This is a genomic window from Longimicrobiales bacterium (assembly GCA_028823235.1).
Lineage (GTDB): Bacteria > Gemmatimonadota > Gemmatimonadetes > Longimicrobiales > Gaopeijiaceae > UBA2589.
On the sequence record JAPKBW010000017.1, the window covers coordinates 21,114 to 35,035 of the forward strand.

Genomic DNA, 13,922 nt, shown 5'->3' on the forward strand with positions numbered 1-13,922 from the left:
CCACACTACGGAGTCGACGATGCTCCTGTTCCGAATTCCAGATCTTCCTCTTTGATCTTCTGGTCAGCCACGGGGATACCTACTGACTCAAACAGACGTCTGGCGTGCTGCGGGACATCCTCCAGAGTCATTTCGATGCCGGCCCGTTCAGCCTGTCCCAGCATTTCCAACAGTGTGTACGCACCGGACAGGTCGATTCTACCAAGCCCGCCGCACCGCATGACCACCGCTCGCACATCACGCTCGTCCGCGAGCTTCGCGAAGATCAGGTCTTCGAGCGCCGGAGCGGAACCAAACCAGAGCACTCCACTTGGCTCTACTACGAGCGTGTCTCCGACGCGTTCGGACGTCAGATGCGGCTTCAACTCACGCCACAGATGGACAGCTGCAGAAAGGGTGATCCCGAACAGGATCGCTCGGTCGATGTGTGGCGACATCACCAGGGTCGCTACGAACGTGGCCCAGCCGACCACCGCTTGCACGGGAGACACACTCCAGAGCCCAAGGAGTTTCTTGGGCCGAACGAGCGCCCAGATCGCAGCGATCACAATTCCCGAGAGAATCGCCCGCGGCAGGGCGCTCAGAATCGGAGCCAGCGGAAGGAAAGCCAGAACGGTCACGCCGGTCACCATGCCACTCCAGCGGCTCTTCGCTCCCGCGAGGCGATTGACACTCGTGCGGGAGAGCGATCCGCCCACAGGAAGGCCGCCGGTGAACGCCGCTGCGATGTTCGCCATTCCCTTGCTGAGGAACTCGCGGTCAGCGTCCCAGTGTTGCCGCTCCTCGGATGCAAAGACCCTCGAGATCGATACCCCCTCAGCAAAGCCGATCACGGAGATCACGATCCCCGGCAGAATCAGCGACGGCAGGCGATGCCAGGGAAGGTCAGCCGTGATCGGTGGGAACCCGCTTGGAATCGTGCCGACGGTCGCACCCGAGTAGCCAGTCACGATTGAGAAAATGAGACCGGCCGCCGCCGCGAAAAGGACCCCCGGCATCAGCGGGTGGATCTTCCCCGAGATCACGACGGCTCCGACCGTGAACAAGGCCAGGCCAACGGCCGTTCCCTCCCAGGCGCCCGGACTCAATACCGCGTACCACGCGCGCTGGAGAACGCCGAGGTCTGCGGGGGGCGCCACCCCGAGCGCCCCGGGTAGCTGAGACGAGAGAATGAGAATCGCGGCAGCCGAGAGAAAGCCGGTCATCATCGAGTGGGACATCAGATAGACGAGCCACCCGGCCTTGAGCATGCCGACGATGATACGGGCCACACCCACGACGAGCGCCAGTAGGGCCGCGAGGGCCGCATACTCCGCAGTCCCGACGGGGGCGAGCGGAACGAGCGCACCGAACGTCAGAAGCCCAGTCAGGGCCACCGGGCCCGTCTGCAGATAGGGTGACGAGGCCAGAAACGCTGCCGCGATGAGCGGAATGGTGGCGGCGTAAAGGCCGTGGTGAGGCGGCAGGCCAGCCAGTTCGGCGTAAGCCATCGATTGAGGAATGAGGATCAGCGCGACGCTCACCCCCGCCAAGATGTCCGAACGTGAAATCCTGTCCGGTGGCGCTGACTTCATGAGACGCCTGCCGTGGTATCCGCAGACTCTTTGCCCTCCGCTGCATCTTCCGCCGAGAGCGCTCCGCTTTCGGCCAGTTCACACAGCAGCGTCTGGGTCCGCAGCGCGCGATCCGCCAGGAAGCACGCCGTGCCGCCCAGCCACTCTTCGCGAGCGGCATGGGCCATAGCCTGTCGCCCCGCCTCTTCGGAAAGCGCGTTGAGAACACCCGGTGCGTCCTGCGCGAGGATGTGCTCAAGCGCGTAGCGTCTCTCTCCTGCCCTGAGGCCGACGTCCAGAGTCGATGCAATGCGACCAAGATCGGATCGAGTGAAAATCGCACCCGACCGGACCGGAGCGAGCAGCCCCGCCAGGAAAGCTTCCGACCCGTCCTCACGGGGATCCGGCAGAGGCGGTGCTTCCCGTAAATGGACAGGCAGCGCACCCCCGGAAGTCACCTCGCTTCGAAGCACGTCCCGGAGCAGGATCGCCCACTCTCCATACGGCCCTGACGTGAGTTCGACGACTCGATCGAGGTACGCGAAGACCCATGGCGCCAGGTGCTCCTGCAGCAAGGCCCCTCGACTCTGGTCGAGGAGCATCGCCTCAGCAGACGCGCCCTCCGCATTCGCAATCGCAATCTGCTCGGTCAATCCAACGTAGAGACCGAGGAGCGCCGAGAGGTGGTCGGGCTCGGCCGGCGGGGTCTGCCCAACCGCCGTCCAGAATCCCGCGACGCGCTCGCGTGCATCGCCCCCCATCATGCCCTCCTGCCCGAGGTGCACGGACGCGTAGGGATACAACTGGAACATGAAGACGTCAGAGTATTCAGACGAGCTCGGAGCCGCCTGCATACCGAGCGCTGCGATGATCCCTTCGTGCTCCTTCGACGGTGGCTCCGCGAGAACAGCGAGCCCCCGCAACAGCTCGACCGGCGTTCCCGACTCAGGCACCGACGGGCTCGCGCTCGGGAAGGTCGTAGGCGGCGCGTTCAGGCCGGACGGGGCGCAGCATCCACCACGGGCGACGGGTGCCATCCGGCGAGTGGGTCGAAGCTGCCCGAGTCATCTCGAGCCACTGGTCGTACACGGCCCGGGACTTCGCGGTATCGACCGAGACGTCCCCGAAAGAGTCACCGGGCTGAGCCTTCCGCACACGCACTGCCTGGTGCCAGCAGTGCATCCCCGACACAGGATCGGGATGGACGGGGTGCGTCAGATTTTGGTGGACGCCTACGTCGGTCCACCACACCCGCATCGTGTCGGGATCGGCGGACTCGAAGGGGCCCCCGCTCTTCTTTCGGGTGAGGTCCCAGTCCGACTCGTTCTGGTCGAGCGCTACGGTGTTCATGCCCAGGCGCGGTCCTTCGTGCCCCTCGGGCTTCCAGCGACCCATGTGATGGCTGCAGGCCAGCACGCCGGGGCGAATGCCTTCGGTAATCCACGCCTTAAGCACGAAATGACCGATCTCCGTCTCGACCCGCACGAGATCCCCAGTCTTGTCTACACCGGCCCGCGCGGCATCGGTCGGGTGAATCCACAGCGGATTCGTATGCGCGATCTCATCGAGCCACTTGGCGTTCGCACTACGCGTGTGAATCTGAACCGGTACACGGAAGGTCGTAATCAGCGGCATCTGATCGGAGTCGAGATTCTGCTGATGAATGTGACTCTTCACGTAGGTCGGCGTCGCTAGCTCTGGCCACCCCCAATCGCGCAGAGTCCGCGACCAGAACTCCAACTTTCCGGTCGGCGTCGGCCATCCCTTCACGATTTCGCCATCGACGCGCACGCCGACACGCCTGCGGCCGTCCTCGTCAGGATCAATTTTCGTCCCTCCGGGAGCCTTCGGACTCGGCGGCACAGGAGCGTGCGTATAGACGCGCCCCGCATCGTCGACGCGGATGTCCTCGAGTTCCGAATCCGGGACCGGCTGCTCGTGTACCTTGCCGACCTTGTTCGCGACCTCGAAAGCCCCGTAACGGCGCATGTATTCGAGAGGTGTTACACCTTGAGCGACCGCAGCCTCGGGCAACCCAGGCACGGAGTTTTCGAAGATCCAGCCGTAGTACTCATCGACCGTCATCTTCTCGCCGGGATTTTTCACCGATTCGAAGAACTGGCGAATTCCGAGTGATCCGTCGGGATCGATCCGCCATGTGAGCTCGATCCAAAATTCGTTCTCTTCCCAGACTTCACCTGGGTTCACCTGACGCGTGTCGGTGATCTCCTCACCCAGTCGCTCGCGAGCAGCGCGCAGCACTGGCTGCCGAAAACCGATCCACTGACCGTTGTACTGCTCGTACGATGTGAGATCGTGCCGCTCTGACGAGTGGCCCATCGGGAGAACGTAGTCCGCAAAGTACGCGGTCTCATTCCACGTAGGCGTCATCGCAATGTGTTGACCGATCTGCTTCTTGTCGGTGAGCATCTCGATCCAGCTGAAGCCGTCCGGATTCGTCCAGACCGGATTGTACACGCGTGTGAAGTAGACATCGACGAACGCTTCCTGCTGACGCATGAGATGCGGCATGAGGAAGGACATCTCCATGAGCGCCAGCGGGTACTCGTCCGGCCAGAGCACGTCATTCCACCGCCGCGGGTGTTGATGCGGAAGTCGGGGCGGCTTCGGCGTGAACTTGTTCCAAGAGTTCGGAAAGGTGCCACCCTCTGTAGCGAGGGCACCGAGCAATGCGTTGAGCAGCGTAAGGGTCCGCGCGACCTGCCACCCACCAAGGTTTCCGGAGCCCGCACTACGCCAGTTGTGCGTGGCCAGCCGCGTGCCGGCCGTCGAGACAAGTTCGGCTACTGCCTTGAGTTGATCGACGCTGACCCCTGATTCCGCGGACGCGAACTCGAAAGTATACGAGTCGTACATCTGCTTAAGGGCGGCCTCGAAGTCCTCGAAGGTCCCCTGGGGGTTTCCTCCCACCTCTTCCAGATATTCCTGCCAGTTCCACCAGCGGCGCACGAACTCACGATCGTAACGCCCCTCCTGAATCATCCAGTTGGCGATGGCGAGAAAGATTGCCGGCTCGGAACCAGGATAGGGCGAGATCCAGTGGTCCGCGTGTGTCGCGGTGTTGGAGAGGCGGGTATCGAAGACGATGAGCTTCGCTCCGTTCTGCTTCCCCTCCATGATGCGCTGAGCATGCGGATTGAAGTAGTGCCCAGTCTCCAGGTGACTGCTGACCAGCAGAATCACCTTCGCGTTGGCGTGGTCAGGGCTCGGACGATCCATGCCCATCCACCAGTGATATCCGGCGCGTGCACCGCTCGAACAGACGTTGGTGTGGGAGTTGTGACCGTCTACACCCCAGGCCGCGAGCATCCGCGTGGTGTAGCCGTCCTCCCCGGGGCGACCGACGTGGTACATGACCTGTTCGTGCCGCTCTTCTTCGAGGCACGTGCGAATGCGACCCGCGATGTCGTCGAGTGCTTCATCCCAGCTCACCCGCTCCCACTTTCCCTCACCGCGCTCACCTGAACGCTTGAGCGGATATAGGATCCGGTCAGGGTCCGTGATCTGATTGATCGTCGCCGGCCCCTTGGCACAATTTCGCCCACGGGATCCGGGATGCTCCGGATTGCCTTCGAATTTCCTTACTTGCAGCGTGTCCCGATCGACGTAGGCCAGAAGACCACATGCAGACTCGCAGTTAAAGCAGGTCGTTGGGACCAGCATGTAGCGCTTCTCGACACGCTCGGGCCACGACTTCGAGTCGAGCTCGACCCAGTCGTTCCAGCGCTCCCTCGGAGGAAACGCGGCCAAGTGGATTCGACTCGCGCCGGGATAAAAGGTCTCACCGCGCGCTTCCACTTCTGCCCGGGCGGCGGATACCCGCCGGTTCAGGTCATCGAGCGTCATGCGAGTGGCACCGATTGGCCCGCCTGAACGAAGGCGTGCTCATAGAAAAGGAGACTGACCAGCGTGGCTCCGGCAGCGATGACCGGCGTCGATACCGCAAATATGAAACCCAGCACACCCAGTGGCACGGCAATCCAGAAGAAGTGGGCATACTCGCCCCTGATCATCGCCCGAGCCGCGAGCGTCCCATGGGCGGTGGGGTGGCGCATGGACGCCTCACCGAGCACGAGCAGGAGATGGGTCGCGAGCGACAGCCGGAAGCAGACGACAAGTGAATCTGGAACACTGCCGTTGGTGATCAGCATGAGGACAGCCGCCCCCGCCACCAGGGCCTGGATCAGGAGGTGTCCGGGGAGAAGCGGACTCTGCCACAGATCCCGCGCTCGTGCCTGCGCGAACAGGTACGCGGTGTACACCGCCGTCATGGCCGCAAGTGGCCCACCGATCCAGCCCAGCACAGGAGTGATGTCCGCCCGGCCGAGGAGCGAGGCGCCCAGATGGACCGCCAGAACTCCCCCATATCCGGTAATGATGAAGCCCCCACGAACAAGCCAGCTTCGCCACTGTGGCTTGAGCAACACCATCCAAAAACGCTCCGGATGCTCGAGATCCCAGATCAGCAGTGCTCCGGTCACCATGAGTCCGACCATCGCGACGATCGGTGCGTACAGGCCCCAGAGCGACGAAGTGAACGGGAGTACGCCAATCGCACCGAGAATCAGCGGCACGAGGTACGCGCCGGCAGCGATCGACTTCGTGAACGTGTAGGCTGACACTCGCCAATCCCACGGCGCTCGGTGCGGAATGTCGTAGCTGAGGACTGCCGCGGCCGAACTGTTCCACGGCCCCGGATGCCCGGACGGCACCTGGTGATCGACATTCCCCTGCTCGCTCCACATAAACAGGCCACCATCCGGGCGCCTTGCCGCCAATGGGTCGAGTGTCACCTGATCTGCGCCCTTGTAGAAGAGCTTGGGCCGAGTCTCTTTTTCCGGTTTACGAACCACCACGGCATCCCGGTGAATGATCTCACTGACGGCGGACAGAGGATCGTTCATATCTCCGACCATGAGGGCCTCGGTCGGGCAGACCACGACGCACGCAGGCTCCAGTCCTACATCGATGCGATGCGCGCAGAAGTTGCACTTTTCCGCGGACTTGTCCTCGGGATTGATGAAGATCGCATCGTAGGGACAAGCCGCGATGCACGCCTTGCAGCCAATACAGATCGACTTGTCGAAATCCACGATCCCATCGGGCCGCTGGTGCATGGCAGCGGTGGGACACGCCGTCACGCAGGGAGCGTCCTCACATTGATTGCACCGCGTGACCTGAAACGAACGTCGAGCCTGCGGGAAATAGCCGGTATCGACGTACTTCACATACGTCCGGGTGACCGAAAGCGGCACCTCGTTTTCCGACTTGCAGGCCGTCGTGCAGGCGTGGCATCCGATGCACTTTGTGTGGTCGACGACCTTGGCCCAACGGGGCGGAGCGGGCGTCGGTGTCGCTGTCGTCAGAGGCATTCGCGGAGCGTCGCGGGTGCGGGTGCTACGGACCATGCCAACTTACCGCCCAAGCCCCCGAAGTTCCACCGTCGAGGCCACGCTGAGTAACCCTCACCACCGGGCTCTCGATACTCCGCGACCAGACCCAACTCGACTCGCGCACAACGCCGGAAGCGGGAGAGAAACTACCTCCACCAGAATCAGCACGAACGGCGCGATCGCAAACGTTCGAGGGTCGGCCGTAGACAGCCAAGAGGAGCCCCGAGAAGGCGCCACGCTGGCACGGAGCACCGACCCGCGCGGGAACCCGGCGCACGCCAAGACGGCGACAACTCCCAGCAGCAGCGCCCAAGGACCACACATCCGCCGACTCAGCGCCAAAGCGCAGGTCGGCGATGAACCGATTGCCGAGAAGGCTCACTGTTGTGGACACACTGTCGACGCTGGAGTGTGCCGAAGGGGTTCGCGCGATCAGGTGTGGTACTTGGAGGAAGCCGTCCACAGCTACCCCGCCACCTCTCGGCGAGGGACCTCAGTAGTGATTTCACGCAGCGCCTTGTCGACCTGTTCACCCAGTGCCCGACTGAACAGGTGACGGTTCTGACCGAACCAGGCCGCCCATGACGGCGCACGCAGGTGATGCTTCAGGGTGGCGCGATACGCCTCCCACATCTGGTGGTCGAGGGTCCCCATCCGATGCGAGTACTGCAGATTTCCGAAGTGGCGATAGACCGCAGTCATATAGGAATCCCACCGCAACTGCTCGGCTTCGTTGAGTTCCGTCAGATCCCGCTCAGCCTTGGCCAGGAACGCCGCGAACTCCGGGTCACGGAACGAGTGCTCTGTGAGCCGAATGCTGTTTTGAACCATCGAGTTGAACGAAGCCGCCCGAACTGAAACCGTGTTCTGACTCATCTGCCGGGCGAGATATATGAGTGAGACAACGACGCCCAACGCGCCGATGAACTCCCCGAGGTTTCCAAGATCCTGGAGCGACATGGCAATCCTTGTCAGGGCTTGTCCTTACGGCCCGAAAGATACCTCACGTGGGCCGCGAGTCTCCCCCCCTCGGTCTCCGATCCAATACTTCCGATTTAACCGGAGCCGCAGCCTGTGCTCGGTGGTAGAAAACAGCAGTAGGGCCAACCCGATCGGGACCGCTCATCTCCGCAAAACATCCAGGCCAAACGCTCCCACGGCGGCACCCGCGGCCAGTGCCACACCTGCCAGAACTTCCCCGATAGCGAACGGAGAAAACCCTCAGCTCACTCGGGGCCCGGGCCGCACCTTGCGCAGCCCCGAGGTCCGAGGTCAAGAGGCAGATGTCACCATCGGACGAACTCCAAGGCGAACCCGAAGATGAGAGCGACCGCGAAAGTCTCGCCCTAGGTCAGGCCGAAGAGCTTCTGGCAGAGGGTAGTGACTGAAAAAGGAAGATGAAGAACATGGGCGATTCGGCTCGTCAGCCTTCGAGGAGGTCGTCCACCAGGAAGAGATCCGTGAGCAGCGCACGCATGTGAATGAAGGCATTGAGGTTGTCGATCAACTCAGAACTCACCCCGGGCCTCGCTGAGATCAGCCGAACCATAGCAAGAGCAGCTGTCGCATCCGATCGGACCAGTGCGACGACATCGGCCCACGAATCGGACGGCTCTCGCCCGGCTACCGCTTCCGTTACCAGCTCGGGTAGTCCGTTCATGGCTTTCTCAATCTTCGCCAGAAATTCGCGGAGTTGAGCACCAGCCTTGGCACCCTCATCAGTGGTCAGGCCTTGAGCAGCATACGCGAGGAAGAACTCGTAACTCGATTCGATGGCGTCGATTCTCGCCTTTACTTCGTCGGTCGCCGAAGACACGGCTGGCATCGCTCACTTTAAGAGAATATCTGGTCCGCGGCGATCCGCGAACGGGTCCTGAAAAAGAGAGGCCGAACGCAGCGCGTCCGGCCCCTCACCTCGTTCAACTTTTCGTGTCATTCCTCTCGACGCGGAGCACTCACAGTCGAGTCGGTCAACGCCCCAGAGGGGGAGTCGCTCGACTTCACCGCTTGGTCCGTCACGACCCACTTCTCAGGATCAAAGTGCTCGGCATAGTGCTCCCGGTCGATCCAGCCACGGACCATGGACCAGGTGATCCACCGCTTTTCGGGACGGAGAGCGAAATAGATGTGCGAAGCGATGAGGAGGATCAGCGACACGCCGGACAGGCCGTGAACGACATACATCACGCCCCAGACATTGTCGGCGAACAGGTACGGATTTGGCGTCCAGAAGGGTGTATCGATACGAACCATCATCAGTGCGCCCGTAACGATCGCCGAAAGCGACACCACTACGATCGCGTGGTGATACATGCGGTGGTCGAACGGATATTTTCCGGCCTTCGGTGGCGCAGGCGCCTTCGAAGACATGAGATGCTTCACGGTCGCAACGCCTTCCGAGATCCCAAGCTGGAACATCGACCAGAAGTCCTGCCAACCAATGGCGTGGATCACGTGGTAGACGACCGTTGCGATCAGTACGAGCCCGGCAATCCAGTGGATCTGTACCCACGGGAACTGAAGGCCCATAACCGGGACAAACGCGGTGACTAGCAGGACCAGCATCGAGGCGGACATGGTCCAGTGGAAGATCCGCGCCGACAACGTATGGCGCTCGATCTTCTCAGGGATGCCCGCGGGCAGATCGGTCACTGGCTCATGCGCCTCAGCTGATCTCGTCTTGATCCATACGGCGTGGCCGATCAGGAAAAGGCCCGCCAACGCAAGCGCGGCCCACATGAGATCCCAAGACAAGCCAATGAGGACATCCTGACCCCATGGATTGCTAGCTCTCCTCCAGAATTCCATCAGGCGACACTCCTAACAGCCCGGCGGACCAGGTTGCGCATCATCGGGATTTTGTAGTCGTTGTGTCTCAACGCTCGCGCGCCGTCGATGGCGACTTCACCGGCGGCGTTGGCTGTAGCCTCATCGCCGCTCATCCCTGTTACGAGGCGTTCGGCTGCCTCGAGACGTACTGGGTAAGGAGCGACACCGTTCACAGCAATTCGCGCGTCACGAATCGTACCGCCGTCCATCTGGAACGCCGCGGCCACGCTCACGAGCTGGAAGTCCCAAGACCCACGATCCCTCACCTTCTCGTAGTAGAACTCGGCGTTCGCCCACGTTGAAGGGATCTGAATTCGGGTCAACAGATCTCTGGGCTTCATCACGGTCATCTGCGTAATGTCGATCGCGGGTCCAATGAAGAAGTCCTCCGCGTCATGGACGCTCGCCCCCCCTGAGTTCTCGACGATCATCTTGGCCCCCAGCGCGACAAGCGCGGGTGCGGTGTCCGATGGATTCACCGCTACGCACCGGCTACGGCCCATGATGCAGTGTTCACGGTTCATTGCCTGAGGCGCCGAAGCGTAACAGGTGTTTCCACCTGCACGGTAGCAAGGCCACCCACTCCTGTAGTACCAGCACCGGGTGTCCTGCGAGACGTTGCCGCCCACGGTACCCTGGTTGCGGATCTGAGGCGTCGCCACGTGCTCGGCCGCGTCGGCCAGCACACGATACTCGGACCGAACCCGCTCGTGGCGGACGACCTCAGTGAGCGTCGTCATCGCACCGATCTCGATGCCGTCTTCTACCTCACGGATCCCCGTCAACTCGGGAATACCGCCCAGGTCGATGACTGCCGACGGACGTTTCACCCGGTCCTTGAACCAGTCGAACGAATCGAGCCCACCCGCCAGCACCCACCCACCCTCACGATGCTCGTCGAGCAAATCCATCGCTCCTTCGATCGTGGTCGGCTGAAACAGGTCGAATGCCGGAATCATATCTCTGATCTTTGCCATGTCTCGTGCTCCCTAGCCGACGTGTTGGTCGAGGCGGCCGTGTGCGGGATCTCGTCCTTCGATCTCCGCCAGGATGATGTCCGGTGTCAGCGGGGTGCGGCACAGGCAGCGACCGCCGAGCGCGTCTGCGACCGCGCATGTCAGCGCTGCGGCACCAGCGCCAACCGGGGGCTCACCGATGCCCTTCGCTCCGACCGGATCGGTGGGGTCGGGAATGTCGACCGCGCCCCACTTCAAGTCAGGCGGAACGTCCAGGATTCCAGGAGGTCTTGCCGTATAGAGTCGGTTGGCAAACGGCACGCCCCACTTCGGGTCGAAGACCCAGCGCTGCGTCATCGCCATGCCCATGCCCTGAATGCTCCCACCGAGCAGCTGCGCGCCGAGGCTCCTCGGGTGAACGACCGTTCCACAATCCGTAATTCCCACATACTCCTTGAGATCGACGACGCCGGTCTCCTCGTCGAGCTCTATCACGGCGAATCCGGCGACCCAGGAGTAGATGGAACCTTCCCCGCCGTAATTGTCTTTCGCGATACCCATGAGCCCCTGCCCCGCGAGCATCTGCGCTGCAGGTACGGTCTGCGCATGGATGTCTTCCGGGAGCTCGTGGCCTGCGTACTCACCACCCATTGCGATCGCCCGTTCGGCCACCCTCGCCATGGTCATCGTACCGCCGGGTCCGATAACCCTGCCGTTGTCGGCCCGATATTGGCTCGGTGAGCCACCCAGGGTGGCAGCCGCGACCTCTTTCACTTTCCGGAGAGCGTCCATTCCTGCCGCATGGTTCGCACGTGTGTGGGCATGGGTGGTCTGGCTTCCCGCCTGGACGGTCGAGCGAGGCATTCCCTTGCTCGAGTCTCCCCACACAATGACGACGTCTTCCCAGTTGTAGCCCAGAATCTCTGCAGCCGGCCGTGCCGTATCCGCAATCGAGTGCGTACCGAGATTTCCAATCCCCTGGTGCACATAGAGTCGCCCGTCCGGACGGATGAGCATCATGCCGTCTCGACCACGTGACCCAGCGGTGTAGGGCGAGAGGCCGACGCCTATCCCGGTAACCTTCGACCCGTTGCGCTGACCGGAAAGAGCGAGCTTGCTCTCCCAGTCGAACATCTCCCGGCCCATCTCCAGCGCTTCACGAGCGTGCACGCTCGTGAGCGTAGTGCCCCGAGGACCGAACTCGACGTCGGGCCCGGGCGCGTTGAGCAGATGTGCCTCCAGGCGGTCCACACCTAGTTCGCGTGCTGCCTTCTCGAGGATCGGCTCCATCATAGAGATGATCTGTGCTCCACCCGGACCACGCTGCGCGGCCTTCGGCGGGGTGTTCGTGTACATCGGCACGCCCCGGAAGCGCATATTATCCGGGGTGTATGTCAGATCAGCGATCGCCGCTGCGCTGTTAAGATCGCTCGCACCGTACGGGCCGCTCTCCTGAACAATGATCAGATCAATCGCGTTGCATTTACCGTTCTCGAGGAAGCCCATCTTGAGCCAGCTCTGGAACCCGGGGCGCGCGCGACCGATGTAGTTCTCTTCATACCGCGTGATGCGATGCATGACCGGTGTCCCGCCGAGCTTCCGCGAGAGCAGAACCGGGATCTGCATGACGGTCGATCCAGCAATCTTCGATCCGAATCCGCCGCCACAGTACTCACCGACGAGCGTGATGTTTTCCGCGTTCATATCGAGCGCCCCAGCCAGTCCAAACTTCGTCTGCTGGGTGCTCTGGGTGGATACGAAGGCGAAGAGGTGATCACCCTCCCAATACGCCATGTTGGAGCGCGGCTCCATGGGGTGATGGCTCAGTGACTGATGGACGATCGTCTCTTCGAGCACCAGCACCGACTGCGCAAACGCAGACTCCGGGTCTCCCTTCACCCACTCCGTTGGGCACTCCGGGTCTGGCCTCTCCCCGGCATCGATACGAGCGAAGTCTTCTGCGGTCCACTTCGTCTCTGTCCAGCCGTCCGCTCCGAATGCGTTGCCCTCGGGATACGCATTCGGACCTCCTGGACGAAGACTCTCAAGCGGATCCAAGACGAAAGGAAGCGGCTCGTAATCGACCTCGATCAACTCGATGGCCGCTGCTGCCGTTTCCTCATCCACGGCCGCGACCGCTAGAATCGGCTCGCCCTCGAACCGCGGATGGTCGGTTAGGCAAGCCTCACGCGGTCCCTCACGGGACGGCACGTCGCTCGCTCTGAGGATATCAATGACACCAGGCAGCGCGAGAGCACGTGACGCATCGACGCCCCGCACCCGGGCATGCGGCATGGCGCTAAGCAGCAATTTGGCGAAGACCATTCCCGGGGCCCGGAAGTCTTCGGCGTACTTCGCACGACCCGTGATCTTCGCATGAAGATCCGGTGCGGCGATGTCGGTTCCAAGCAGTTTGTCGGCCATTGGTCCCTCCCCTATACGCTGCGTGCGAGTTCAGCCGCTCGCATCGCACAGTTGAGGATTTTGTCGTAGTCAGCGCAACGGCAGAGATTGCCGGACAGCGCGTGGGCCGCCTCTTCGCGGGTCGGATTCGGATTGTCATCCAGCATTGCCGTCATGCTCATGATGAAGCCCGGCGCACAGAAGGCGCACTGGAAGCCACCTTCCTCCATCACCGCCTGCTGCACAACACTCAGGGCACCCGTATCAGGATTCTCCAGACCCTCAATCGTCGTCACCTGACGGCCTCTGACCTGATGTGTGAGCATCGAGCAGCCGTACTGAGACACGCCGTCAACAAGAAGCGTACAGGCTCCGCACTCTGCCCGATCACAACCGAGCTTCGTACCCGTCAGCCCCAGCTTGTAGCGCAGGGTCATGGCCAAGGTCTCGTGCGGAAGCACGTCGACTCGGCGTTCCTGACCGTTGACGTTGAGCGTGATAAGGCGCTCGGTGGCGGTCTGCATCGTCGCAGCGCCAAGGAGACTGGTCCCCTTGAACATGTAGCTGGTCGATGAAGCGGTTGCGCCTGTAGCGATCACGCCTTTGATGAAGGTTCGCCTAGAGAATTTCTTCTCCAGCACACCGACGGATTCGGACGGGGCCATCGAGCACTCCTGCGGGTGTGGCGTCATGCGGATCTCGCCAACATAGGAGTGTGCACGTCGCAGCGACAGGAGTTTCAGCCGCGACGAACCCGGCTGGAGACG

Annotated in this window: 10 protein-coding genes; all 10 read right to left on the reverse strand. The window is 62.2% G+C overall.

Annotation, left to right across the window (positions count from 1 at the left end; genetic code table 11):
* Positions 1-5 precede the first annotated feature (5 nt).
* Positions 6-1,574 (reverse strand): SulP family inorganic anion transporter, encoded by a 1,569-nt coding sequence (locus OSA81_10420; protein MDE0899421.1) that lies wholly within the window; start codon positions 1,572-1,574, stop codon positions 6-8.
* A complete protein-coding gene (locus tag OSA81_10425) occupies positions 1,571-2,506 on the reverse strand; it encodes a molecular chaperone TorD family protein (GenBank protein ID MDE0899422.1) in 936 nt (311 codons plus the stop codon). The genes OSA81_10420 and OSA81_10425 overlap by 4 nt, the downstream gene beginning before the upstream one ends.
* Entirely contained in the window at positions 2,499-5,420 is a 2,922-nt protein-coding gene (locus OSA81_10430; protein MDE0899423.1) for a molybdopterin-dependent oxidoreductase, read from the reverse strand. Before OSA81_10430 ends, OSA81_10425 begins: the two co-directional genes overlap by 8 nt.
* Positions 5,417-6,829 (reverse strand): polysulfide reductase NrfD, encoded by a 1,413-nt coding sequence (gene nrfD, locus OSA81_10435; GenBank protein MDE0899424.1) that lies wholly within the window; start codon positions 6,827-6,829, stop codon positions 5,417-5,419. Before nrfD ends, OSA81_10430 begins: the two co-directional genes overlap by 4 nt.
* Positions 6,830-7,432: 603 nt before the next feature.
* Positions 7,433-7,927 carry a hypothetical protein gene (locus OSA81_10440; protein MDE0899425.1) on the reverse strand — a complete coding sequence of 165 codons (495 nt, stop codon included), beginning with the start codon at positions 7,925-7,927 and terminating at the stop codon, positions 7,433-7,435.
* Between the two features lie 463 nt (positions 7,928-8,390).
* The gene (locus OSA81_10445) at positions 8,391-8,783 is read right to left on the reverse strand and encodes a hypothetical protein (protein ID MDE0899426.1); all 393 of its coding nucleotides are present in this window, start codon (positions 8,781-8,783) and stop codon (positions 8,391-8,393) included.
* A 116-nt stretch (positions 8,784-8,899) separates the two neighbouring features.
* Positions 8,900-9,775 (reverse strand): cytochrome b/b6 domain-containing protein, encoded by an 876-nt coding sequence (locus tag OSA81_10450; GenBank protein ID MDE0899427.1) that lies wholly within the window; start codon positions 9,773-9,775, stop codon positions 8,900-8,902.
* Entirely contained in the window at positions 9,775-10,773 is a 999-nt protein-coding gene (locus OSA81_10455) for a xanthine dehydrogenase family protein subunit M (GenBank protein ID MDE0899428.1), read from the reverse strand. Before OSA81_10455 ends, OSA81_10450 begins: the two co-directional genes overlap by 1 nt.
* 12 nt (positions 10,774-10,785) lie before the next feature.
* Positions 10,786-13,176: a xanthine dehydrogenase family protein molybdopterin-binding subunit gene (locus OSA81_10460; GenBank protein ID MDE0899429.1), complete on the reverse strand. Its 2,391-nt coding sequence runs from the start codon at positions 13,174-13,176 to the stop codon at positions 10,786-10,788.
* 11 nt (positions 13,177-13,187) lie between these two features.
* A complete protein-coding gene (locus tag OSA81_10465) occupies positions 13,188-13,847 on the reverse strand; it encodes a (2Fe-2S)-binding protein (protein ID MDE0899430.1) in 660 nt (219 codons plus the stop codon).
* Between the last annotated feature and the right edge of the window lie 75 nt (positions 13,848-13,922).